Source organism: Lysinibacillus pakistanensis (genome assembly GCF_030123245.1).
GTDB classification, from domain to species: domain Bacteria; phylum Bacillota; class Bacilli; order Bacillales_A; family Planococcaceae; genus Lysinibacillus; species Lysinibacillus pakistanensis.
Map to the genome: position 1 here is coordinate 1,958,343 of NZ_CP126101.1, position 23,959 is coordinate 1,982,301.

Below are 23,959 nucleotides of genomic sequence, written 5' to 3' on the forward strand. Positions count from 1 at the left end.
GTTCTTTCAAAGAAATTTTGGAATTGACAGAAAATTTCGTTGACTATATTTTCACAAAGTATTATGATTCTGAAATATAATAAAAATTCACAGGGAAAAGGTTGGGATAGAATGGATGTTATGAAAAAGGCGTTAGAAATGCATGCACACTATAATGGAAAATTAGAGGTTATTTCAAAGGTGCCGGTACAGGATTCCTATGATCTAAGTTTGGCGTATTCTCCAGGAGTTGCTGCACCATGTGTAGAGATTGAGAGAAATCCTTCACTTGTTTACGACTATACAATGAAGGGGAATATGGTAGCAATTGTGTCAGATGGGACGGCGGTTTTAGGGTTAGGAGACATTGGTCCAAAGGCGGCATTACCAGTAATGGAAGGGAAGGCGATTTTATTAAAGCGTTTTGCCAATGTTGATGCTTTTCCTATATGTTTAGATACGAAAAATACGGATGAAATCGTCAGCATTGTGAAGGCGCTTGCTCCAACCTTTGGTGCCATTAACTTAGAAGATATTTCGGCACCAAGATGTTTTGAGATTGAGGATCGTCTACGTCAAGAATGTGAAATTCCTGTGTTCCACGATGATCAGCATGGAACGGCCATTGTTGTAGGAGCGGGGATGATTAATGCCAACCGAATTGTAAAGAAAGATGTGGCCACAATGAAGGTTGTTATTAACGGTGCAGGGGCAGCGGGCATTGCTATTTTGCGTATTCTTGTGCAAATGGGCTATAAAAATATTTATATGTGTGATACAAAAGGAATTATTTATGAAGGACGCGTTGAAGGCATGAATCCAATTAAGGAAACGGTTGCTCATTTAACGAATCCTCAAAAAATACATGGTACTTTGGATGATGCGCTGGTTGATGCAGATGTCTTTATAGGTGTATCTGTTGCTAACTTGTTAACAGAAGCCCATATTAATTCAATGAATGATGATCCAGTGGTATTTGCACTAGCGAATCCAAATCCAGAAATTACGTATGAGAATGCGAAGGCTTGGGGTGTACGTGTTATGGGAACAGGACGCTCTGATTATCCAAATCAAATTAACAATGTACTTGCTTTCCCTGGGATTTTCAGAGGAGCCTTAGATGTACGTGCAACAGATATTAATGAGGCAATGAAGCTAGCTGCAGTAGAGGCAATTGCATCTCTTGTAAGTGATGAGGACTTACATGAAGAATATATCGTCCCAAAATCCTTAGACGATCGTGTTGTTGAAACTGTATCACGTGCAGTAAGTGGTGCTGCTGTAGAATCTGGCGTATCTGAGCTATTCCAACAAAATACAGTGCTTACCGTGTAACAACTTTAAAGCAGATGTAGGAAAACAATATGTTTTTCACATCTGTTTTTTTGCATTTGTGGAATATGCGTAGAATTTGCTCGAAAAATGTTGTTATTTGTCTTTTGATGTAATAAAATATGAGTATATTGTAATGATTTTCAGTTATGCTTTGAAAGTATAAAATATTTATTTGTTTTAAAATTTAACAAAAAATAGGTCTTTAGTCTTTTGATAAGGAGAGTGGTTTATTAATATGAAATTAAAATCTATTAAAACAAAACTAATTGCTTTTTCTTTACTTCTTTTAATGATCCCTTTAGTTGTTTTAGGGTTTTTCAGCTATCAACAAAGTAAGACCAATCTGGAAATGGTTGGGAAAGAAAACTTGAAAAATAGTGTGGAAATGACAATAGTGATGATTGAGCAATTAAATAAAGAGGTGCAGGCAGGGAAAATACCGTTAACAGAAGCTCAAGAAAAAGTGAAAGTAGCAATTTTGGGTGAGAAAGATACCGAAGGAAAGCGGCCAATAAATAAAAATATCAAATTAGGTGAAAACGGTTATATTTTTATTGTTGACCAAGAGGGAAAATCAATTGCCCATCCCAGTATAGAAGGCTCAAATGTGTGGGAAGAGCAGGATAGTAATGGCGTAAAATATATTCAAGATGCAATTAAAGTTGGGAATAATGGTGGAGGCTTTGTTACATATGACTGGAAAATGCCCAATTCAGAGAAACTAGAGCAGAAAGAAATATATGCCGAAACAGAACCGAATTGGGGTTGGACGATTAGTGCTAGTACATATTTAATCGAATTTAATAAACCAGCAGATAGTATTTTAACAATAACATTAGTGGTTATCGGTATTGCAATTGTTGTTGGTATTTTCGTAATTTGGATGTACGCAAGTAGCATGACTAGGCCTATTAATCGAGTAGCTGAAGCGATGGAACTTTTTGCAGAAGGAGATTTATCTCAAGAGCTGATGACAATTAAATCCAAAGATGAGATTGGAAAATTAGCGAGTGCCATGAATCAAATGCAACTAAAGCTAAAGGATATGATTCATCATATTTATCAAGCTTCAGATATGATTAACCATTCCAGTCAAGAATTAACGCAATCTGCAACAGAAGTAAAGGTGGGAACCGAGCAGGTAGCAATAACGATGCATGAATTGGCATCTGGTGCAGAGGGACAAGCTCACCATGCCAATGAACTAACATCATTGATGGAACGTTTCACCTCAGATTTATTGGAAACGAATCGACATGGTGGACATATACACCAATCTTCTGTTGATGTGTTGGCACTAACCGAAGAGGGAAATCATTTGATGGCGACTTCTAATAATCAGATGGTTAAAATAGATAGCATTGTGCAAAACGCTGTGGTGAGAGTAAAAAAACTTGATGCTCAAGCGCAAGAAATTTCAAAATTAGTCGTTGTCATTAAAGATATTGCGGATCAAACTAATTTATTAGCATTGAATGCTGCAATTGAAGCAGCAAGAGCTGGTGAGCATGGAAAAGGATTTGCAGTGGTTGCAGATGAGGTTAGAAAATTAGCAGAGCAAGTGGCGTTTTCCGTGAACGATATTACAGGTATTGTCACAAATATTCAGCAAGATTTTGATGTTGTAACATCTTCTTTAGAGGGTGGCTACCAAGAGGTGCAAGCTGGAACAAATCAAATAAAAGCTACAAGTGAAACGTTTAACACAATCAGTGAATCCATCAATGAAGTAGTAGAAAGTGTTAAATTAATCTCAATAAATTTATCAGCTGTGTCTGAAGATGGTCAAAAAATGAATAGCGCTATACAGGAAATTGCTGCAGTAGCAGAGGAATCAGCGGCTGGTGTTGAGCAAACAACTGCGACAACGGAGCAGACAAGTAGTTCGATGGAAGAAATGACAGGAAAATCTGAGCAATTATCAGAATTAGCCTTAAAATTGAAGGGCTTAGTTTCACAATTTAAACTTTAAAGCAAAAATCCCCACCTCTCAATAGAGAGATGGGATTTTTTTACATCATGCCAATACCAATGATGCCAATCAGGATGATAAAGAAAAGTACAAAGAAAATGACAAATAAAATAATTGATGGAATTAAGATTGTAAAGAAGGCCATCCAATTTGAGATTTGATGTGCCTCTGCCACAGCGCCTACACTAATCACGAATGACCAAATGAAAACCACAAACGACACTAACGTTGTTGGCCAGAAAATCCAAGGAAGGGTGCCTATGAAATTTGGATCCATTAAGGACTCAGGTGAAGTGAATAGCCAAACAATATAAAATGGAATAAGAACAATAAAAGGTATGGCTGTTAGGCTCAAGCTTCTGAATAAATCTGAGAATGTACCAGTTCCTTTGAAAAGCTTACCAAATAACCATGTTAAAAGGGCAGAGAACCCTGTTCCAATAATACCTGCAATGGGCGCGAAAATCACACATAATAACAACAGTATCCAAGGAGAAAAATCTGGAATGAATTCTTGATCGATCAGCCCTGATAGTAACGAACCAATATAACCAATGGAAAGAATCAGAATGGCATAGCCAGTTGTTTTTTCGTCAATCATATAACGGGCTGTTTGCTTTGGATGGAGCCAAACAGATAGAAATGGATTAAGTTTCGGCCTTTCCTGTTGTGTGTCATTATAATGTTCCATTAAACTACCTCCAAATAAAATAATAATATACTTCATACAAATGAGAGCGATAAAACTTGAAATATATGATTCTATACAATATACGGATGGATTGGTGAAAAGTTTCGTCTAATAAAAAAATTGTTCAGAAGTACGGAAATACTTACTGAACAAATTAAAATGCGATATGAACATCCCTTCCAATTTGAAGGAAATAAATGATTAGTCAGCTAGCATAATTTTTTCAAGCTCTAACGGCTCGATGTATTGTTCGCCTTTGTAAGCGCGCATATTGCCACCAGAAATTTCATCAATTAATAAAATTTCATTGGTTTTTGCATCACGGCCAAATTCTAATTTAATATCATAAAGTGTTAATTCCTTTTTTGCAAGCTCAGCAGCAACAAATTTAGCAATTTCAATTGTACGTTGCTTTAAAATAGCATATTCTTCGTGTGTTAACAGGTTTAACATAGCTAAAGCATCTTCAGAAATAGGAGGATCAAGTCGATCGTCATCTTTTATTGTTACTTCTACAAAGGAATCTAAATCTTGTCCTTCCTGTGCGTAAGCGCCATAGCGACGTAAGAAAGAACCAACAGCTTTAAAGCGGCAAATAACCTCTAAGCCTTTCCCAAAAACCGTTGCAGGCTTTACAGTCATTGTGGCATCGTCAAAATTTGCATCTACGTAGTGAGTTGGAACACCTTGTTCATTTAGCTTTGAGTAGAAATAGGAAGTTAGGCGAAGACCAGCAAGACCAGCACCATCAATTGTTAATCCTACAGTATTGGCACCTGGATCAAATACGCCATTTTCTCCAGTTACATCATCTTTGAATTTCAATAAGTAATGACCATTTTCTAATTTGAACACATTTTTCGTTTTACCTGTATACAATAATTCCACAAAAAACCCTCCAATATTTCATAGTACTCCATTAGTATAACACGAATATTTTAATAAATTAACATTAAAATCGTTCGTTTAAGTACTTTATTTTTGTAATTATTTCACTTTTATCTACTAAAAAATAAGATGATAACGAATGTTCGTCATCATCTTGAATAAAATAAGAAAATTCCAAATTTAAAGCATGGTTAACTCTTCTATTATCAGAGCTATTTTAATTTAGTTAAAAAAATATTATTAATAAACGCCTTCAGAAAGCATACCATTTGCTACTTTGATAAAGCCAGCAATGTTTGCCCCAATTACAAGGTTTCCTGGATAGCCGTATTTTTCAGCTGCTGCTTTACTATCTGCATAAATATCTTTCATAATTTGATGTAATTTCGCATCTACTTTTTCAAATGACCAGAATACACGACTTGAATCCTGTGCCATTTCAAGAGCAGATACAGCAACACCACCTGCATTTGCAGCCTTTGCAGGTCCGAATAAAACACCAGCATTTAAGAATTCGTTAATTGCTTCAAGATCAGATGGCATGTTTGCGCCTTCACCAATTGCTTTGACACCATTAGAAATTAATGTACGCGCTGAATCACCGTTAATTTCGTTTTGAGTAGCACATGGAAGCGCAATATCACATGGAATTGACCAAATACCTGTGCAACCTTCAGTAAATGTAGCATTTGGACGGTAGTTTACGTAAGTTGAAATACGGTCACCTTTTACTTCTTTAATTTCCTTAATCGCATCAAGATCTAAACCTTCTGGATCATACACATAGCCTGAAGAATCTGAGCAAGCAACCACTTTCGCACCATATTGTTGGGCTTTTTCAATCGCATAAGTTGATACATTTCCTGAACCAGAAACAATGACTGTTTTACCCTCAAAAGAATCATTTGCATCTTTTAGCATTTCCTTAACAAAGTACACAGTGCCGTATCCAGTTGCCTCTTTACGAGCTAGAGAACCACCGTAGCCTGGCGTTTTACCAGTTAACACACCAGATTCATTTGCTTTTGTTAAACGCTTATATTGACCCCATAAATACCCAACTTCACGAGCACCTACACCGATATCACCAGCAGGAACATCGACATCTGGACCAATATGACGGTATAATTCAGTCATGAATGCTTGACAGAAACGCATGATTTCTGAATCTGATTTACCTTTTGGATCGAAGTTTGAGCCACCTTTACCACCGCCGATTGGCTGGCCTGTTAAAGCATTTTTAAAGATTTGTTCAAAACCTAAAAACTTAATGATTGATTCGTTAACAGAAGGATGAAAACGAAGTCCGCCTTTGTATGGTCCCATTACGTTGCTGTATTGAACACGATAACCACGATTTACTTGTACTTGATTATTATCATCTTGCCAAGCAACACGGAAGGAAATGATACGATCTGGCTCAACGATACGTGATAAAATATTGGCTTTTATATATTCAGGGTGTTGTGCAAATACAGGCACTAATGAAATGAAAATTTCTTCAGCTGCTTGTAAGAACTCCGCTTGATGACTATTTTGCTGTTTTAGTTGCTCGAATACACCATCTACGTATTCTTTTGCTAATTGTTCGTTGCTAACAGTTGTAGTTGTCATAATGAAAACCTCCAATTATTTGATAGGTGTATCGTATATCTATTTTTCGCACTATTCAATAAAATACTTTTTCCAACAGTCTAAAGTTTGTGAAAAATTGAGCAAGAGGGGTCGTGAAATTGTTATATTGAAATAATTATAGGGTGAGTGATTCATCTAATTAAGAGAAGGGATTGATGCCTTATTGTGAAGGTTCTAATTGACGCTGATGCCTGTCCAGTAGTGGATTTAGCGTTATCTATATCATCTGAGTTTGAGATTGAAACTATCTTATTTTGCGATACATCCCATCGTATTGAACGTGATAATGTAATAACAATAATTGTTCCTAAAGGTCCAGATTCGGTTGATTTCACGCTAGTGAATGCGCTTTCAAAACACGATATTGTCATTACACAGGATTATGGTTTAGCAGCAATGGTTTTGGCAAGAGGAGGGTATCCAATTGATCAAAATGGACGAGAAATGTCCAATGAAAATATCGAACGTTTGCTCGAAATGAGACATGTTGGACAGAAAATTAGACGTGCAGGTGGACGCACAAAGGGACCTAAAAAAAGAACACAAGAAAACAATATTTCGTTCAAAATGAAATTTCGACAAATTTGTGAACGAGCAATTTCAGCGAAAAAAATGGAGGAATCTGAAGGTGAAAAATGAACTTAAACACGAACTATTTCATCAATTTCCAATACTAAAAGAGTTAACAAATAAGCATACTGTGCTTTGGGAAAATACAAATTGGCAAAAAGAGGCGACAACCAATCTTTTTTCGATGCAGGAAGTAGATGAAGCGGAAGAAACACTTACACGCTTTTCTTCTTATTTAAAAGTAGCATTTCCAGAGCTTTTGGAAAGTCAAGGATTTATTGAATCGACTATTCAGGATATACCATTGATAAAGAAAGCTCTCGAAAGGAAATTTGATGTTTCAATACCTGGTCAATTTATCTTAAAATGCGATCATGCCTTGCCAATCTCAGGTTCAATTAAGGCTCGTGGAGGTATTTTTGAAGTATTAAGGCATGCAGAGCGCCTAGCTATTGCCGGTGGAAAGCTAAAAAAAGAGGATAACTATGAGGTGTTGGGAACGAAGGACTTCCAAGCATTTTTCCAGCAGTACACAATTGCAGTTGGCTCTACTGGTAATCTAGGATTAAGCATCGGCATTATGGGCAAGAAACTCGGCTTTAATGTCGTAGTACATATGTCGAGTGACGCAAAGGAATGGAAGAAAGCATTGCTGCGTGAAAAGGGTGCAACTGTCATCGAATATGAGGCTGACTACAGTGTGGCTGTGGAGCAAGGTCGTCGAGAGGCTGAGCAAGACCCATTCTGTCATTTTATTGATGATGAAAATTCAAAGGATCTTTTTGCTGGCTATGCGGTGGCAGCGAAAAGACTAAAGCACCAATTTGAAAAGACGAACATTAAAGTGGATGAAACACATCCATTGTTCGTGTATTTACCGTGTGGGGTTGGTGGTGGACCCGGTGGCGTTGCATATGGACTTCGAGAGCTTTTTGGAGAGCATGTGCATATTTTCTTTGCAGAGCCAGTTGCGTCTCCTTGCATGACAATCGGTTTAATGACAGGACTACATGATGCAATCAGTGTAGAGGATATTGGACTTGACAATAAAACAGAAGCAGATGGTTTAGCTGTTGGTCGTGCGTCAAAGTTTGTGGGCAAGGTGATGGAAACGTATATCAGTGGTTGTTACACGGTGACAGATGAACAGTTGTTTACATCATTAGGTTTGACAATGGACAGCGAAGGGATATTTTTGGAGCCATCTGCACATGCAGGGATGTTTGGACCGATACAGTTAATGAAATACGGGCAAAATTATTTGGAAAAGCATCATTTAACAAACAAAATGGAGCAAGCTACGCATATTGTTTGGGCGACAGGTGGGAGTATGGTGCCAAAAGAGATGCGTGAAGAGTATTTAAAAAAGGGTTGAAAGTTATTTTAATTGCTTCATTTATAATAAACCACCAGAAAAAATATGGCGTGTTAAGCCATTATATTAGGAAGATTGTTATTAGTAGGAACAGTGTTAATTTACAAAATGAGTAGACATCTGAAGCTTTGGTAAAAGGTTGTTTGATTATAATAAAGTTTGATAAAAATCACCTCTTTTTCCTGGAGGTGATTTTTTGTTGGATATTTATCTTCATTCATAGATACAGAAGACTCCCGTCTCTACAAGGGTGAGATAAAAATGCGGTTTTGGTTCCTTTTCAGTGGGGTTCAACAAGGGGATGTTTAAATTAGTTGAAAGTGACCTTACGTCATCTTTTATACTGATAAAGAGCAGCATTTACTTTAACACTAATTTAAAAGGGGAATCCTAAGATGAAGAAAGACGATATTATTATTTATGCTTTTGTTATTATTGGAGCTGGAGTAGGTTTATTTTTTGATAATGCTTTTCCAGGGGTGCTAATTGGTTTGGGGATTGGTTATGTGTTTAAAATGATTATTTTTAATAATACAAATGAATAAGAAAGTAGGGTATTAGCTTGTTTCATATCAATGAATTTAAAAAGCTGAGCAGTGTATCAGTTAGAACCTTGAGATATTACGATAAAATTGGACTTTTGAAACCTGTATCAAAAACTGAAGGGGGTCATCGATTATATTCAAATACTGAGTTGAAGAAACTTCAGCAAATACAATTCCTAAAAACTATAGGATTTCAATTAAGCGAGATCAAAATAATGTTAGAGTCCGAAGAATGGGACTGGTCTAATAGTCTAATGACACAACTATCTTATGTGATAAAAGAAAAGGACCGTCTTTCAAAGATAGAAATTAGTTTAAGGGAGCTAATAAACGGTATAGCGATTGATGGAGAAGAATTTAAAATTAAAAAAATCATTGATTTATATAATAATAAGGATGCTAAAGAAGCATTAAATTATAATCTAGTTGAATTAAATATTAAAAACACGGAAGTATTAGAAAAACTTCCTAACATGGCTAGTAGTGATCCAGACTCTTTAGAGTGGATTGCTTTAGTGGGGCAATTAAAAAAATATATGCACCTTGGTTATAGTCATTCACGAATACAAAATATTATTGAAAGAATGGATGTAAAAAAAGGTGAAGACTTTACTGACGAAGATGTTTTTTTAGATAAACTATGGGACATTAGGATGTCGCCTGAGGAATCAAAAAAGTTTAGCCTATATCCAATTGATCAAGAGGTCCTTACTTTCTTGGAGAAGGCATATAGTCATTATCTCGATAATAAATCATAGTTATTTGAACTCAAATGGAGGGAAAGATGGGAACTGATATATTAATTTATTTGGGCGGCTTAGCTCTTTTAGATATGTTAAGCCCTACAATTATTGGTGTTACTTTATTTCTGGTTTTAACAGATAATAAAAATTTAACATCAAGATTATTGACATATCTATTTACGGTTGTGCTATTGTATTTTTCATTAGGTATCATTATGATGTTAGGTCTAAATTTTATTATAGAAGCATTCTCAACTATTTTTCAAAATAAAATACTTAGCTGGGTAATTTTCATCATAGGGGTGATATTATTTACTGCTAGCTTTTTTATCCCCACAAATAAAAAAAGTAATATTCCAAAGCCTAAAACACAAAGCTTATTCTCAATTATTATTATTGGTGTGACGACGTTTATCATTGAGGCAGGCATGGCCTTACCATATTTTGCTGCTATTGGTTTATTAACTACAATAGATATACCTTTTTATCAAAGGATTTCAACTATAGCAGTATACAATATTATAATGGTTCTACCAGCTCTTCTTATATTTTTAGGATATAAAGTGTTTGGAAAATTGATAAACCCTACCTTAGTTAAACTTCGGAATAAAATAGCAAGCAGTTCAAGTTCTGCTTTATCCTGGATTATTTGTATAGTTGGCGTGATATTAATATTTTACACTATTGATTATCTATAATTTGTGAATGAAGTATTGTTGTTGAGTATTGAATAACACGTTTAACAGAATACAATTTTGAACTTTATGTAGGATAAATATCCAAATAAAAAGCCTGGAAATAGAATTCCAGGCTTGATTCTCACTTACTTTAAATGCTCCATGACACACTGCCTCGCTTCCGCAAATGGGTCTTAAAATTTTTAAGACTGTGCTTTAGCTATATTCAGTTCTGAATGGTCCTTCTGAGTTTTCAATCCATCCCACTCATCGGGTTAACCCTCCTAGTCATTGGATTTGAAGTGAAATCTTAAATAGTTTGGGTTAATTATTATTTTCTATACACATTATTTTAAAATTAATTTTTTATAATTTATCGTTGAAGCTGTTTTTGCTGAGCTGCTAAAAAAACTTCGTGAGCAGCGCGTACTCCGGCACCTGGCTCAAAGTCATAGGAGAAGTCTTGTAGTGCCGCCTCCATTAATGAAACAGCTTGTAAAATATCGCTTGGGAAACAATAGCCCATATGACCAAATCTGAAAATCTTCCCTTGCAAGTGGCCAAGTCCACCAGCGAAATCTAAATGATAGTGTTGTTTTAAATGTGTTAGGAATTCACCAAGGTCTATTCCTTTTGGTGCCAAGATTGCTGTAATTGTTGGTGAGGCATATTCATCTTCGGTTAACAGTTCAATATTTAGTGCCTTCATCGCATTTCGCACCATATTTTTCATTAATTCATGACGTGCTACGGTTTTATGAAAGCCGCCTTCTTGCTCTATCAGTTTGCATACCTCATGAAGTCCATAGATAAGTGTGATGGTAGGCGTGTTTGGTGTCATCCCTTTTTCTGCCCAGCCACGATAGCTCAATAAATTTAAGTAATAGGATGGTGCTTTATTTTCCGCAATAACTTTCCATGCTCTGTCACTGACGCTGACAAGTGAAAGGCCTGGCGGTAGCATCATAGCCTTTTGAGAGCCTGTAACAAGAATATCGACACCCCACGCATCCATTTCAGCAGGTGCTCCACCAACGCAGCTTACTCCATCTACAATGACTAAAGCATCTGTTTCTTCTCGAACAACTTGTGCCAGTTCAGCGACAGGGTTCAAGATACCTGTAGAAGTTTCATTAAAGGTTACAAAAACAGCTTTAATCGCTTGCAAGGGCTGTAAAAATGCTCGTAGCTCATCCGCAGTACAAGCTTGTCCCCATTCTTTTTCAAGCTTATGTACGTTAAAGCCATATTTTTCACAAATTGAAACAAAATAATCACCAAATGCTCCAACTGTCACAACAACAACGTCTTCACCAGCTGAAACAGTATTCACTGCAGCTGCTTCCAAAGCGGCTGTACCACCTGAAGGAAGTAATAAAATATCTTGTTTTGTACCAAATACTGGCTTTACTAATTCAGTCGTTTCACGGTAAAGCTCCACAAATTCTGTGCTTCGATGGCTAAAAATATCCTTATTCATTGCAAGCTGAACCTTTTTTGGAATAGGTGTAGGTCCAGGATGTCTTAAAATATTTTCATACACATTCATCAATCCCCTTTTTTGTAAAATAAGAAATTCGAAATTTTCTAACTATAATATAGCATATTATTCTGCTAGCTAACTCCTTTTTCGAAAAAATAATGGTAGAGAATAGAAAAAGAAATTATTTAAGGAAATATGGTAATATTTAAATAAAAAGGGGATGAGCTTATGAAGGTAAAAGTTCACTTTCCATCTGTATATTTTTTAATTGAACCCAATATAGTTGCTGTTTATAAAATCAAATCACTTGAATATGTCAATTTAACAGATGTAATCAATATAGGTGAATGGGAGGCTTATGAACTACAGCATTCTCATCAATTTGAAGTGTTTAATCATGATAAGAGTAGACCCTCAGAGAATCCTTGGAGTTTCTATCTTGAGCAGGAGGAACTTTATACTATCGTAGAAATTATAAACGGTGCCATTCAACAGCAACGTTCTGGATCACATTATGAATCCATAACGCCTTCTTCTCAGATGGTTCATATTGCTTGCTCAGAATCAGCAGCAGGGTCACTAAGGGTGGCACTTGCTCCCCAAAGACATATTATTGCATTTCCTGATGACCTCTCTATCGGTCCAGTGTGCCAGTTAGAAGCCAAGTTAGGGCAAGTTTTCCGTAAAGAATGGCTATTTGAAAATATTAATAATGAGCAGGATGATCATGTGGAATTTAATAAGTTTGTAAATACTTTGCGTGAAATAGACGATATTCCTATTCATATTCCTATTTACATTTGGGTTGGAAACAATGCGAATGAACAGTGTCTTTTACGATTCTTTCTTTATTTATTAAACGATAAAGCAAACGAAATCTATCTAATGCAAACCTCTGAGCACAATAAATATGGATATACAGGGCATCTTTCATCGCTGCAATTAAGCCAGCTCTTTATGAATAGTGAAAACAAGCCTTTAACTGTTCAGGAGAGACTATCTCTTCAAAAAGAATGGAAACATTTATCACAAACGAGGAATGTATTGCGACGATGGGTGAATGGGGAAATAATAAGTGTATCAGAAGATTATTTTGATGCATTGATTATAAATACGATCACGAAACTACATAAGGAACAAACAATGAAGGATTTTATTAAGACAGGAATTGTAATTGCAGAATTGATATCTCAGATGGACGAGTGTCCGAATCTCTTCTATTTAGAGTATAGAATTCGATTTTTAGTTTATAATGGAGTCCTTGCATTAAAAGGCATTCCCAAATCTATGAGACATTATAGTGTGAAACTGCGTGATTAATAAAAACCTCTTTTGTCAGGTGACAAAAAGAGGTTTCTCTTGTGCTAGGCAACGAAAGGTCTGTTCATACGCATTAAACCATAAATCATAAAGAATATTCCACCTGTTAAAAGTGTGAGAATAATGTATAGGACAGCCTTCCCAGCTTCGCCAGTCCATCTATAGAATAGACGGTAACTGAAGTATAAAATGAAGCCAGCAGCACCTAGTGATGCAATGATGCCGAGAAATGGAATAAACGAAACGATAATTAAACCCGCATAAATAAGCGTGTTTTTTAAAGCTGCAGCACGGACAGTCTCATTATCAACACCATCTGCAGTTAACAGGAAAAGGCTATAAACATTGATAAGTGGAATCCAAGCAATGTAAGCCATATCACCGAAGCCGTTTGTTTTAGAAGCCATAAAATAAATTAGTGCACTAATAACATATGCAATTAAACCTAATACAAGAGAGGCAATAATAATCAACAAAAGAAATCCGCCAAACGCCGCCGCATCATAATCATTGTAATAATAAGAATCATAGCTCATCGATAAAACCTCCCTTCAAAAAAATACTCCCTAATCATAACAATCCTAAAATGTTAAATCCATAATAATTTATAAGAAATATTTATGGAAATCGTATATTTGTACTAGAATAATTCCTTTTAGAAAGGCTATTATGATGATTTTTTGAGCGGAAACTGAATAAATTGCAAAAAAAATCCTTGGAAATATTGGTATACTAGTTTTGAAGATTCATTTTTTAAAATTGCAAGGTTAAGGAGGGATTTGCCTGTTACTAGTTGTTATTCTATGTGTATTGCTGTGCATTTATTTCATAGAAAAAAATTATCGTAAGAGTACCTATTATCAGCTGACTAAACATCATAGGTTATTAGTCAATGCGTATATTCCGAAAAGAAATTTGGATGAGTTAACAGAAATTGACCTACTTTATATTGATCGAACAGGCTTATACGTGTTGGAATCAAAAAATTATAGTGGTTGGATTTTTGGAAATGAAGCACGCCAGCAATGGACGCAAACAATGCCGAATAGGAAAAAAAATATCAATTTCGCCTTGGCGTAATTGCGTCCAGATTTTGAATTGTCCCCGCACAATTCGTTCCTTTAAAAATCCGTGACATCCCCGCCGGAGGCATTATCTTCATTTGCTGAATGAAGATAAATTTTTTAATCCAATCCGCCAAAATGCTATACATACCCGAGCTATTCAAGACTTTTTAAAGCTACCAAACAAAGCCATTCATTCGGTTATTGTTTTTGGTGAAAGCTGTACATTGAAAAAGGTGGAGATGACTTCCTCTAATGTACATGTTATAAAACGAGAAGAGTTAAAACGCTTTATCCAAGATCAACAAAAATCTGCTAGTCTAATTTTTTCTCAAGTAGATATTCAAGCCATTTACAATCAGTTATTACCACAAATGCAAATTTCCAAGGCAATGAAGAAAAAACATATTCGCACGATTCAGCAAAGATATGGAAAGCATTAGACGAAAAGGATTTCAAAAAGGAGCGATTATATGCCAATGTATAATAAATTAGTCCGTGATTTAATACCAGAAATAATAGAAGCGAGTGGCAAAAAATGTGTAACAAGAATAGTAGAGCAGGAAGAATATTGGGAAGAAATCAAAAAGAAAATGCAAGAGGAGGCTCTAGAATTTAAGGAGTCCGCTTCAGAAAAAGAGGCTATAGAAGAGCTATCAGATATATTAGAGCTAGTTTACGCGGCCATACATAAGCTTGGTGTTTCCTATGAACAATTGGAGCAAATTCGTGCTCAGAAGAAAGAACAACGCGGAGGGTTTTTTAAAGGGATTTATTTGATGGAAGTAGAGGAGTAGGTGAAAGTAACGTGTCACATGATTTAAGGGTCGGTGAAATACAGGAGAAATATATTACGGAGCATGAAATTTGGCAACATCTTAACAATTTCTATTATCGTTCATCGGTCGCAACTTCCTATAAATATGTATTTTTTAAAGCATTACTTGAAAACTTATATAATGTAGAGGATGAATTAACACTTAGCTATGATCAAATTTTTTACTCCTTCACCAATATTTATTGGAATTTAATCATTCATCATCAATTAGCGCAGTCACCTAATAAAAATAAACCAGCTCGTGCTCAAACCATTTTGCAAAAGTATGTAAATGACTATAGCGTTCCTTCAGAATGGCAATTTGATCAACTTGAAGATTCGTTACAGTTGAAAATTGTCCATGATGTCAAACGTGACTGCAAGCAAAATGTGATTGGTGCATTTTACGGCGATACAGCAGGTGTATTCTATGCATTTGATATTAAACGGGCACAATTTCGTTTTAATCGTCCTGTTTATGAGTTTATGAAAAAATATCAGCGTGTCCTTATGAAATTAACAAACTATCATTTGGTAAAATATTTAGAGAAAGTGAATGAGGCAACAAGCACAATGGCTTTGCTTTCCAAGATTGAGGTGATTTCAAAGCGTAGTTCATTAGAAACCTTTTACAAGGTACTTACACAATTTGAACAAAATCGTTGTTTCTACTGTCATTGTGATTTATCATCCAGTCGCCGAAAAACACATGTGGACCATTTTATCCCATGGAGCTTCGTTCAAAATGATAATCTATGGAATCTAGTGTTAGCCTGCAATGATTGTAATTTACAGAAGAGTGATAAAATTGCCACTCGCTTCTATTTTAGAAACAGTGCTTATAAGAAATGATTATTTATCCTCAAACATAAACGAGCCTTTTTACTTTCGTACATATCAAAATACGAAACTGATCGATTTATATGATTACTCCATCATGAATGGATACACAACTTTATGGGAACCAAAGGAGGTTATAAAGAAAAAGGTATAGAATACATGTATCTAGCTCAAGCAAAGGGAATTCATATTTTAAATGTTTGCTGCTCCACATTTTGAGATATAATTTTAATGACAAATTAATAAATGGAGGGATGTATATGGCAGATATTAAATATGAAATCATTGAAACACTCGCTGTTTTATCAGAGGGGAATAAGGGCTGGAAGAAGGAGTTAAATCTAATTAGTTGGAATAGTAGAGAAGCCAAATTTGATATTCGAGATTGGTCAGAGGATCATACAAAAATGGGGAAGGGTGTTACACTTTCACCCGCTGAAATGAAGATCTTAGCAGAGACACTAACGAAATTAGACATATAAGCGAAGGAGCCGTGCCATGCGGCTACTTCGTTATTTTTTTTTGACGAATGTTATGGAGTACATTTTAGATGAATGTGGCAATGTCTTTTAATGCAAGACAAGAGGAGCCATAAGCGGGTGCAGCTGCTAATAGCGATTAACAAATCATTTGCGTATTATTTATCTAAAGAAATCATAGGAGAATTTGATTACTTACCCATCATGTAAAAAGTTACAAAAAAAACATATTTATCGTAGTGTACTACCTTTATACTAGAGATAACTATAGAACTAAAATGATATGAATGGGTGAAGGTAAATGAAAAAACTACTGGGTAATCTAAGACTTTTTGCGAAAATTGGTATACTTATTCCCATCATCACTATATTTCTAGGTGGCATGTCCTTCATAAGTTATTTAAAAGCCTCCAATGAACTTGGAAACTCGATTGAACATGAGATGTCATTATTAGCTGATGATGTGTCTAATTCTGTTGAAAATAAATTACATGCACATAATCAACTTATCTATAGTGCTAAATCTGCGATAGAAACTGCAGATAATAGCATGTCAAGAGAACAATTTACTCGTTTTGCTGAGCAATTATTGCCATTAAATAAAGAAACCTATGGAATGGGTCTTTGGCTAGAAAAGGATGCTGCTAATGGAGAATTGTTTGGACCATATGCCTATAAAGATGGAGGAAATATTGTCTATACAGATGTTTATCAAGATCCAGCCTATGCTTTCCATCAGCAGGAATGGTATAAAAATAGCTTGCAATCCAATGATATTATACATACAGAGCCTTTTTATGATGAAGCATTAGGAGAAATGTTTATTACTTTTGGGATTCAAGTTAAAAATGGTTCAACTCCAATTGGTGTTATCACTGGTGATTATGTACTTGAGTCTATCCAATCCATTGTTTCGGAGGTGAAAATACGAGAAAGTGGTTATGCATTTGTTATCGATGATAAGGGAACATTTTTAACACATCCAGATGTGAAAAAGGTAAATCAAGAAACGGTTCAGGACTATTTAAAAATTCCTTTCGAACAATTTGCTGGAGATAAAAAATTGATTCAAACAATGGTTGATGGTAAAGAATACACATTGCAATATAAACAAGTACAAGGAATGCCTTGGAAGCTTATTTTAATTGTTCCGACAACTGAGCTATATAGTGAAGTACAAGCAATGCTATATCAACAAATTATTATTAGTATTATTCTTATCTGTGTAATATCCGTAATTATTTATTTAATTGCACGCTATATTCGTCAGGAAGTGCGTACAATAAATGGCCATTTAGGCAATCTTGCTACAGGTGATTTAACCCAAAGAATGTCGATTAGTACAAGAGATGAATTTGGTGAGATGGCACAGTATTATAATGATTCAGTAGATGCATTAGGAACAATGATGAAGCAAATCGTAGCTGAAACAGATACAGTTGCTTCCACCGCTGAAGAACTGACAGCTAGTGTCCAAGAGGTTAATAAATCCGTCACAGAGGTAGCCGTCTCTATGCAGCATGTAGCAGAGAATACGAGTAAGCAACAGACAGTTAGCGACCAACTAACTTCAGTCACATCGGTTTTAGGTGAGGATATGCATTTTGCTGTCAAAGCTTTAGATAGTGCCGTTCAGCAATCTGCAACAACCTCTCAGATGGCAAGTGGAGGCTCCAAGCAAATTCGTGCCTTCGTAAATGAAATCGCTGAGTTGCATACACAGGTGGAAAATAGTGCAAATCTGATAAGTAGCTTAAAAAATCAATCCATCCAAATCGAAAAGATGAGCGAACTGATTTCAACCATAACAGATCAAACAAATTTATTGTCCTTAAATGCAGCGATTGAAGCAGCACGTGCAGGAGAAGCGGGGAAAGGCTTTGCAGTGGTTGCAGGGGAAGTAAAGGCATTGGCAACTCAAACAAGCCTTGCATCACAAGACATTGCCACTGTTGTTCGGACAATTCAAGAGCAAATCAATGAGGCTGTTTCGATGATGGAACAAAGTCGTAAAATTGCTCACCATGGCATTGATTCTGTACAACAGGCTGGAAGCACCTTTGATACAATCAGCAGTGCGATTGAAGGCTTAAAACAAACGATTGAAATGACGAGTACCAATACATCAAATGCCTATGAAAAGCTTCATGACATGACTTCGAAGGTTCAAGAGATTTGTCAGCAAGCAATGGCGACAAATGATCATACATTAAATGTGTCAGCAATTACAGAGGAGCAAGCTTCTACGATGAATGAAATGGCCATAGCTTCTGAGCAATTAGCACATCTGGCACAGGATCTTCAAGAGGAAACAGGTAAATTTACTATATAGTAATTGAAAAGGCCATCGTCCAGTTATTAGGACGATAGCCTTTTCGCCTATAGAATTAGTTTTTTATTTGGAATTATAGTGATTTCCTTTTCAAGTAATAGGAGAAGACAATTCTAATAAACAAAGAACTTACTATAGATCGTGTTCTAGGCCTAGTAACAACCGTGTTGGATCACAGTGGCTTGTATAAATAAAGGCATGTTAAATGGTATTATAATGATAGATAGGTAAATTTGTAAAAAAGCTAAATATGAAATTGAGAAGGGATGTATTATAATTGGAAATTAGAAAGCCGAACAACTTAGAATTAGAAGAAATTATAGCTCTTTCACCACAAGCTTTATTTGATGGTACACTGGGTGGAGTAAGAGCAAATAAAGAAAAAGTTTTAAACCTTATAGAACCTCTTCTAAAAAAAAGGGTGCTATTATTTGATAGCAACAGACAATAATGAGTTAATGGGATGGATTTTGATTGGGGAAAATAAAGACCAATTTACGGAACAATTAAACGGGTTTATTTATGAGCTATTTGTAAAAGAAACATTTAGAGGAAGAGGTATTTCCAAAGAATTAATGAATGTTGCCATTGAACAATTGAGACAAGAAGGATATTCTGAAGCCAGACTTAGTGCTTACGTAGGGAATAATGCAATCAAGCTATATGAAAAAATGGGATTTAGTTTAAGAACAGTAAGTATGAAATTACAGTTATAGAAGACCTTATTTAAACAAAAAATGACAAATGACCAGGACTCACCCCTGTCAAGTAGACAGTTTTAAAAAAGACTAGGTAGCCATCTGGTGTCGATATTCTATTGGTGCCAGACGGTTGAGCGGTTTTTTGAAGTGTGAGAAAAACGATTCAATGCAGGTATTATCATCGCAGTTTCCTTTGCGGGAATGGCTACCGCCGATACCGAACTAATTCTCGCAATTCACATTAGGTGCGATCTGGAATGAAGCTAGCTTTGAGTAATCCGTGATGAAGTAACTTGGCGCTCCATTCCGCATCTTTAACATCCGTCTTACGACAAGGAGCCGCTTTGATTGCCTTCCAGTGTTTATAATGCATGCAGGAATCGAATCTTTATGAGTATCTATATTATTTTGGGCAAAAGAAAAACAGCTCTCACAGTTCATAGTGAGTAGCTGTTTTTTGCTATGTTTAATCTTTATTATGCTTTATCCTGCGCAATGCTTTATAATTTAAATGTCAACTAAGCCTTGATATATAAGGCTATATAGCTTGTTTTGTATATCTCTTTGTACCCTTAAATTAATGAGTATTATCTAAATTTAAATGCTTCAAAGTCTATTGTGATATCGTTATTATGGGATTTCAATTGCTTAGTAAAATGCTTGACCATTTTTTCAGGACCACATAGATAAACTTTGGTATTTGCTGGTACATGATAATTTTCAAATGACAGCCTGTCCATTTGGGTAGTATCAATAAAATATACTTTAAAATGCTGGTTAGTCCATGCATACCCTTGTAAAAAGTCTTTATAGATAGCATTGTCCTCACCCCGGTATGTGTAAAATAATTCGATAGGACGATTAATGGGCTGTGCTTGCAAATAAGATAAAAAAGGAGTAATACCGATGCCGCCTGCAATCCAAATTTGTGATTGTGGCCCTTTTTCAAAATTTAATTGCCCGTACGGCCCATTAAGTGCAACAGCCGTATTTATTTTTATTGAGTGATAAACTTGGTGTGTAAAATCTCCAAGTACCTTTATGGTAACGAAAATTTTTTCACCATTTCCGCTAGAAATTGAAAAAGGATGTGGTGCCTTTTCTAGCCCATCTTGAAAAAATTTTATAAAAACAAATTGACCGTATTGATAGGGAATTTTTTTATCAAGCGTTATCTCGAGCTCAATTGCATTCTTGCCCATTTGTTGAATGCTTGTAATTTTACCTTTGTATTTAAAAAACATATCCTGATACATCGTTAGCATATATAATGCCGACATAAATCCTATAGTTGTCGTAATGGCAGTGAAAATGCCTAAAGGTGTAGGTTGTAGTAAGTCATATTTGCTAGAAAAATATGCATGATATATTCCGAAAGTATAGGGAATAAGCATGAATCGATGAATAACGCGCCAGTGTTCATATTTTAGAAATTTTGCAAGCAAGGCTATTAAAATAAGGGCGATAAAGCCATATTGTCCAAGCTCCCCAAGCTCTTTTGAAAATTCACTAAGAGAAGTTTCAAACCCTTTATCCATTTCTGGAACCCTTTCCTGCAGCTGTCCATGTAAAATCACCAATGCCAGTGAAATAATAGCCATATATTTATGGTAGCGATAGACATTTTCTAGACCATGAAACCACCGATCTAACATTTTCATTCTAGTTGATAATAAAAAAACAACAAAGAAACCTGTAATTGCCAAGCCACCAATCATGTGACTAAGTTTATCCAAGGAATGGAGTGGCTCTACTGGTATCGCAAAAAACCAAAGTAAAGAGCTGGTTCCCATAATAAGTATAATAAATATAATCCCTCTAATTGATTTCATAAATAACCTCCAGTCCTTATTTTTATCGAAAATCATCCTATATATACAATAAATTCCTAAAATGGTTGTGAAAATGAAGTTCTACACAATTTGGAGCCAGTCCTTATGTTTTTACTTTTCTTTCTAACTGGAAAAAGGGAGTGTATGTTCGGAATATATGTTCCTTTTTGAGGGAAGGTATGTTAAATTAAGAAGGATCAATCATAAAAGACATGAGAGGGGAAGTTCTTATGCAAGGGAATACTCATATTGTTGGGGGCATTACTGCTAGCCTAGCCTTTGCGCAAATTTCGAATGATAATCCGCTACTTTTGGTAGGAGCAGGTATTATTGGTGCGTTACTTCCAGATATATGCCATAGCGGCAGCAAAATCGGAAGAAAGTTTCCCATCATTTCAAAAATGGTTAATAAGTTGTTTGGACATCGTTCCTTTACACATAGTTTACTTTTTTTAATTTTAATGGTGATGGTGCTACATACTTTAGTTCCTTTTAAAGCGATTTCAATAGGAATTTTATTAGGAATGGCAAGTCATATTTTTCTGGATATGTGGACAAAAAAGGGTGTTAAATTGTTTTTTCCAGTATCTATTTCTGTCCGTTTCCCACTAACAACCAGAACAGGCAGTAAAGTTGAAAAAGTAGTATTTATGTTGTTAACTTTGCTTTCTGTGTATTTTAGTTATGAATTAATAGTTAATCTACTGGGTACCTTATAAGCAATAAAACCCGTGTAAGAGAATATTCTCATACTCGGGTTCTTTGAATCAGCTACATTATTCAGCCTGTACCTCTTCTACCGTTTTTTCGACTTCTGCTCGTGTCATTTTTTCGCGGCCATCCTTCATCGCCTTCAAAGTTTTATGAGCAAGTGCTAGTGGTAAACGGCAGAATAAAAGTACTGTCCGTTTATTGATATCCTTCATATAAAGATCAGCTTTCGCAAGGTTTTCCTCTGCGTATGCAAATAAATCCTCTCGTGTCCAGTCATCTGGAACAAAGCTTACGCCACGCTCATCCATATCCTCGTGCTGATTACGTAAAATATTCACAGCCTGGAGACCTCGTCCGTAGCCAATAGCTAAATCGCGATCTGTTTGAATATCTGCACCCCACGCCCAAAGCTCAGACAACATTGTACCAACAAGCCCTGCCACATAGTATGTATAATCATCTAAATCCTCACGAGTGTGTACTTGCCAGTTTGCTTTTGCCCATTTGGCCATCCCAAAAGACATCTCGCTCGTAGATGCTTGGACAATTTTTCGTGAGCCTTCAGGGCAGAAAGTTAGCCAGTCTGCTAAGCGAAGAGATACTTCAGGTAGCTGATCAGCATATGGTGCTAATAATGTTTCATATGCTTCAGCATCAAATGATTCCTTTAATAATTCACTTGTTGCAGTTAGTAAATCAAATTTTACATCATTTGAAAGCCTTTCATGGTCTTCAATTTCATCAATAGCACGCATAGCTAAATAGGCAGCAGCCACTGACATTTTCAAATCGTTTTTTAAAAAAGTAATCGGTATATAAAAAGTGCGGCTAGTTTCCTTTAAAACCTGCATCGCTTCTTTATAAAGTGTTTTTTGATCTTTCACTACTATTCCTCCGTTCACATGGTCACACATCTATAGTATATCGTATCGCAAATGTGAGGAAAGATAAAACACATTGTTTAATTTTCTAGTCATATTCTTTGAAAACGCTTAAAAAAGATGATAAGGTTTAATAGTAAACTATTTAGCCCTATACATTATTTTATCAAAATAATGGCTGGACTTATGCGATACAAAATATGACATAGAGGGAGTTTTATTTATGGGACGTTTAGATAACAAAATTGCAATTATTACAGGTGGCGCATCAGGTATGGGTGCTGCAATGGCAAAATTGTTTGCTGAAGAAGGAGCTACAGTTATTGCTGCTGATATTAACGAAGAAAACCTAGCAAAAATTTCTGAGCTAGAGCATGTAGAGGGAATGAAATTAGACGTTTCGTCAGATGAAAACTGGGCAGAGGTAACGAAAGCAGTCATCGATAAATACGGACGTATTGATATTTTAATTAATAATGCTGGTATTTCATCTGAAAAGGGTCCTGACCAAATTTCGCAAGCAGACTGGACAATTATGCATAATATCAATGCTTTTGGTCCATTCTTAGGCATTAAACATGCTTCAAACTATATGAAAATAGCAGAAAAAGGTTCTATTGTTAATACATCTTCCTACACAGCAATTATTGGTGCAGGCATGAATGCTTATACAGCATCTAAAGGATCACTCCGCGCAATTGCTCGTGCAGCAGCTGCTGAATTAGGAGCTTTTAACATCCGCGTAAACACTGTTTTCCCAGGTGTAATCGAAACGCCAATGACAGCTAAATTATCTGAAGCAAAAGAAGCGATGGATATGCTTGTACAAGCTACACCAATGGGTAGACTTGGGCAACCGGAAGAAGTTGCTAACGCTATTTTATTCCTTGCATCAGATGAGGCATCTTATATTACTGGTGCTGAACTAGTGATTGATGGTGGGTATTCAGCTCGTTAATAATATTTGAAAAAAAGAAAGTGGAAATGTGTGTGTTTATTCATACATTTTCACTTTTTTTGTTCTTTTAATAGAAAAATGATAAAGTAATAAAAATGCTTTCGCAATAAAGATGAAAAATAGAAGTA

General features: G+C 35.7%; 23 protein-coding genes and 1 pseudogene. 17 read left to right on the forward strand and 7 right to left on the reverse strand.

Annotated elements, in window-relative coordinates; translation table 11 throughout:
* The first annotated feature begins 111 nt into the window (after positions 1 to 111).
* Positions 112 to 1,314 carry an NAD(P)-dependent malic enzyme gene (locus QNH24_RS09310; protein WP_054770416.1) on the forward strand — a complete coding sequence of 401 codons (1,203 nt, stop codon included), beginning with the start codon at positions 112 to 114 and terminating at the stop codon, positions 1,312 to 1,314.
* A 235-nt stretch (positions 1,315 to 1,549) separates the two neighbouring features.
* On the forward strand, positions 1,550 to 3,286 hold the full coding sequence (locus QNH24_RS09315) for a methyl-accepting chemotaxis protein (protein ID WP_283871754.1): 1,737 nt from the start codon (positions 1,550 to 1,552) through the stop codon (positions 3,284 to 3,286).
* Positions 3,287 to 3,326: 40 nt separating this feature from the next.
* Here the strand turns inward: QNH24_RS09315 and QNH24_RS09320 are convergent, their stop codons facing one another.
* The 3 genes from QNH24_RS09320 to gdhA form a co-directional block, all read right to left on the reverse strand.
* Positions 3,327 to 3,977, reverse strand: coding sequence for a Yip1 family protein (locus QNH24_RS09320; RefSeq protein WP_283871755.1), 651 nt, complete (start codon positions 3,975 to 3,977; stop codon positions 3,327 to 3,329).
* A gap of 201 nt (positions 3,978 to 4,178) precedes the next feature.
* The gene (locus tag QNH24_RS09325; protein WP_283871756.1) at positions 4,179 to 4,865 is read right to left on the reverse strand and encodes a phosphoribosylaminoimidazolesuccinocarboxamide synthase; all 687 of its coding nucleotides are present in this window, start codon (positions 4,863 to 4,865) and stop codon (positions 4,179 to 4,181) included.
* A 240-nt stretch (positions 4,866 to 5,105) separates the two neighbouring features.
* The gene (gdhA, locus tag QNH24_RS09330) at positions 5,106 to 6,479 is read right to left on the reverse strand and encodes an NADP-specific glutamate dehydrogenase (RefSeq protein WP_054770417.1); all 1,374 of its coding nucleotides are present in this window, start codon (positions 6,477 to 6,479) and stop codon (positions 5,106 to 5,108) included.
* 186 nt (positions 6,480 to 6,665) lie between these two features.
* Here gdhA and QNH24_RS09335 point away from each other — a divergent pair, with 186 nt between their 5' ends.
* The 5 genes from QNH24_RS09335 to QNH24_RS09355 all read left to right on the forward strand — a co-directional run bounded on the left by QNH24_RS09335 (position 6,666) and on the right by QNH24_RS09355 (position 10,431).
* A complete protein-coding gene (locus tag QNH24_RS09335; RefSeq protein ID WP_283871757.1) occupies positions 6,666 to 7,139 on the forward strand; it encodes a YaiI/YqxD family protein in 474 nt (157 codons plus the stop codon).
* Positions 7,129 to 8,445, forward strand: a complete 1,317-nt coding sequence (dsdA, locus tag QNH24_RS09340) for a D-serine ammonia-lyase (RefSeq protein ID WP_283871758.1) — start codon at positions 7,129 to 7,131, stop codon at positions 8,443 to 8,445. Before QNH24_RS09335 ends, dsdA begins: the two co-directional genes overlap by 11 nt.
* A 395-nt stretch (positions 8,446 to 8,840) precedes the next feature.
* Positions 8,841 to 8,990, forward strand: coding sequence for a hypothetical protein (locus QNH24_RS09345; protein WP_054770418.1), 150 nt, complete (start codon positions 8,841 to 8,843; stop codon positions 8,988 to 8,990).
* 17 nt (positions 8,991 to 9,007) lie between these two features.
* The gene (locus QNH24_RS09350) at positions 9,008 to 9,748 is read left to right on the forward strand and encodes a MerR family transcriptional regulator (protein WP_283871759.1); all 741 of its coding nucleotides are present in this window, start codon (positions 9,008 to 9,010) and stop codon (positions 9,746 to 9,748) included.
* Positions 9,749 to 9,774: 26 nt separating this feature from the next.
* Positions 9,775 to 10,431 carry a GAP family protein gene (locus QNH24_RS09355; RefSeq protein ID WP_283871760.1) on the forward strand — a complete coding sequence of 219 codons (657 nt, stop codon included), beginning with the start codon at positions 9,775 to 9,777 and terminating at the stop codon, positions 10,429 to 10,431.
* A 352-nt stretch (positions 10,432 to 10,783) separates the two neighbouring features.
* Here the strand turns inward: QNH24_RS09355 and QNH24_RS09360 are convergent, their stop codons facing one another.
* Positions 10,784 to 11,953: a pyridoxal-phosphate-dependent aminotransferase family protein gene (locus QNH24_RS09360; protein WP_283871761.1), complete on the reverse strand. Its 1,170-nt coding sequence runs from the start codon at positions 11,951 to 11,953 to the stop codon at positions 10,784 to 10,786.
* Positions 11,954 to 12,121: 168 nt separating this feature from the next.
* Between QNH24_RS09360 and QNH24_RS09365 the strand changes: the two genes are divergently transcribed.
* On the forward strand, positions 12,122 to 13,213 hold the full coding sequence (locus tag QNH24_RS09365) for a DUF1835 domain-containing protein (RefSeq protein ID WP_283871762.1): 1,092 nt from the start codon (positions 12,122 to 12,124) through the stop codon (positions 13,211 to 13,213).
* A 44-nt stretch (positions 13,214 to 13,257) separates the two neighbouring features.
* On the opposite strand, the gene QNH24_RS09370 is transcribed toward QNH24_RS09365, so the two are convergent.
* On the reverse strand, positions 13,258 to 13,749 hold the full coding sequence (locus tag QNH24_RS09370; protein WP_283871763.1) for a hypothetical protein: 492 nt from the start codon (positions 13,747 to 13,749) through the stop codon (positions 13,258 to 13,260).
* Between the two features lie 274 nt (positions 13,750 to 14,023).
* Between QNH24_RS09370 and QNH24_RS09375 the strand changes: the two genes are divergently transcribed.
* The 7 genes and pseudogenes from QNH24_RS09375 to QNH24_RS09405 all read left to right on the forward strand — a co-directional run bounded on the left by QNH24_RS09375 (position 14,024) and on the right by QNH24_RS09405 (position 19,461).
* The gene (locus tag QNH24_RS09375) at positions 14,024 to 14,293 is read left to right on the forward strand and encodes a nuclease-related domain-containing protein (RefSeq protein WP_283871764.1); all 270 of its coding nucleotides are present in this window, start codon (positions 14,024 to 14,026) and stop codon (positions 14,291 to 14,293) included.
* 82 nt (positions 14,294 to 14,375) lie between these two features.
* Positions 14,376 to 14,720: a nuclease-related domain-containing protein gene (locus QNH24_RS09380; RefSeq protein ID WP_283871765.1), complete on the forward strand. Its 345-nt coding sequence runs from the start codon at positions 14,376 to 14,378 to the stop codon at positions 14,718 to 14,720.
* Between the two features lie 30 nt (positions 14,721 to 14,750).
* Positions 14,751 to 15,074 (forward strand): nucleoside triphosphate pyrophosphohydrolase, encoded by a 324-nt coding sequence (locus tag QNH24_RS09385; protein WP_283871766.1) that lies wholly within the window; start codon positions 14,751 to 14,753, stop codon positions 15,072 to 15,074.
* Positions 15,075 to 15,085: 11 nt separating this feature from the next.
* Positions 15,086 to 15,946: an HNH endonuclease signature motif containing protein gene (locus QNH24_RS09390; RefSeq protein WP_283871767.1), complete on the forward strand. Its 861-nt coding sequence runs from the start codon at positions 15,086 to 15,088 to the stop codon at positions 15,944 to 15,946.
* 248 nt (positions 15,947 to 16,194) lie between these two features.
* Positions 16,195 to 16,416 carry a YdbC family protein gene (locus QNH24_RS09395; RefSeq protein WP_283871768.1) on the forward strand — a complete coding sequence of 74 codons (222 nt, stop codon included), beginning with the start codon at positions 16,195 to 16,197 and terminating at the stop codon, positions 16,414 to 16,416.
* A 298-nt stretch (positions 16,417 to 16,714) separates the two neighbouring features.
* Positions 16,715 to 18,745: a methyl-accepting chemotaxis protein gene (locus QNH24_RS09400; protein WP_283871769.1), complete on the forward strand. Its 2,031-nt coding sequence runs from the start codon at positions 16,715 to 16,717 to the stop codon at positions 18,743 to 18,745.
* A gap of 277 nt (positions 18,746 to 19,022) precedes the next feature.
* Positions 19,023 to 19,461, forward strand: a pseudogene (locus QNH24_RS09405) (GNAT family N-acetyltransferase).
* A gap of 572 nt (positions 19,462 to 20,033) precedes the next feature.
* Here QNH24_RS09405 and QNH24_RS09410 read toward each other — a convergent pair.
* Positions 20,034 to 21,278: a ferredoxin reductase family protein gene (locus QNH24_RS09410; RefSeq protein WP_283871770.1), complete on the reverse strand. Its 1,245-nt coding sequence runs from the start codon at positions 21,276 to 21,278 to the stop codon at positions 20,034 to 20,036.
* Positions 21,279 to 21,508: 230 nt separating this feature from the next.
* Here QNH24_RS09410 and QNH24_RS09415 point away from each other — a divergent pair, with 230 nt between their 5' ends.
* Positions 21,509 to 21,997, forward strand: coding sequence for a metal-dependent hydrolase (locus QNH24_RS09415; protein ID WP_283871771.1), 489 nt, complete (start codon positions 21,509 to 21,511; stop codon positions 21,995 to 21,997).
* 57 nt (positions 21,998 to 22,054) lie between these two features.
* Here the strand turns inward: QNH24_RS09415 and QNH24_RS09420 are convergent, their stop codons facing one another.
* Positions 22,055 to 22,876 (reverse strand): squalene/phytoene synthase family protein, encoded by an 822-nt coding sequence (locus QNH24_RS09420; protein WP_283871772.1) that lies wholly within the window; start codon positions 22,874 to 22,876, stop codon positions 22,055 to 22,057.
* A 220-nt stretch (positions 22,877 to 23,096) separates the two neighbouring features.
* Between QNH24_RS09420 and QNH24_RS09425 the strand changes: the two genes are divergently transcribed.
* Positions 23,097 to 23,831: an SDR family NAD(P)-dependent oxidoreductase gene (locus QNH24_RS09425; RefSeq protein WP_283871773.1), complete on the forward strand. Its 735-nt coding sequence runs from the start codon at positions 23,097 to 23,099 to the stop codon at positions 23,829 to 23,831.
* Positions 23,832 to 23,959: the final 128 nt, after the last annotated feature.

Bases quoted from the DNA above. Each gene is read 5' to 3' on its own strand.
- QNH24_RS09425 (WP_283871773.1), top strand. From the start codon at position 23,097: ATGGGACGTTTAGATAACAAAATTGCAATTATTACAGGTGGCGCATCA.
- QNH24_RS09415 (WP_283871771.1), top strand. From the start codon at position 21,509: ATGCAAGGGAATACTCATATTGTTGGGGGCATTACTGCTAGCCTAGCC.
- QNH24_RS09395 (WP_283871768.1), top strand. From the start codon at position 16,195: ATGGCAGATATTAAATATGAAATCATTGAAACACTCGCTGTTTTATCA.
- QNH24_RS09400 (WP_283871769.1), top strand. From the start codon at position 16,715: ATGAAAAAACTACTGGGTAATCTAAGACTTTTTGCGAAAATTGGTATA.
- QNH24_RS09410 (WP_283871770.1), bottom strand. From the start codon at position 21,278: ATGAAATCAATTAGAGGGATTATATTTATTATACTTATTATGGGAACC.
- QNH24_RS09370 (WP_283871763.1), bottom strand. From the start codon at position 13,749: ATGAGCTATGATTCTTATTATTACAATGATTATGATGCGGCGGCGTTT.
- QNH24_RS09345 (WP_054770418.1), top strand. From the start codon at position 8,841: ATGAAGAAAGACGATATTATTATTTATGCTTTTGTTATTATTGGAGCT.
- gdhA (WP_054770417.1), bottom strand. From the start codon at position 6,479: ATGACAACTACAACTGTTAGCAACGAACAATTAGCAAAAGAATACGTA.
- QNH24_RS09315 (WP_283871754.1), top strand. From the start codon at position 1,550: ATGAAATTAAAATCTATTAAAACAAAACTAATTGCTTTTTCTTTACTT.
- QNH24_RS09310 (WP_054770416.1), top strand. From the start codon at position 112: ATGGATGTTATGAAAAAGGCGTTAGAAATGCATGCACACTATAATGGA.
- QNH24_RS09320 (WP_283871755.1), bottom strand. From the start codon at position 3,977: ATGGAACATTATAATGACACACAACAGGAAAGGCCGAAACTTAATCCA.
- QNH24_RS09355 (WP_283871760.1), top strand. From the start codon at position 9,775: ATGGGAACTGATATATTAATTTATTTGGGCGGCTTAGCTCTTTTAGAT.
- QNH24_RS09385 (WP_283871766.1), top strand. From the start codon at position 14,751: ATGCCAATGTATAATAAATTAGTCCGTGATTTAATACCAGAAATAATA.
- QNH24_RS09365 (WP_283871762.1), top strand. From the start codon at position 12,122: ATGAAGGTAAAAGTTCACTTTCCATCTGTATATTTTTTAATTGAACCC.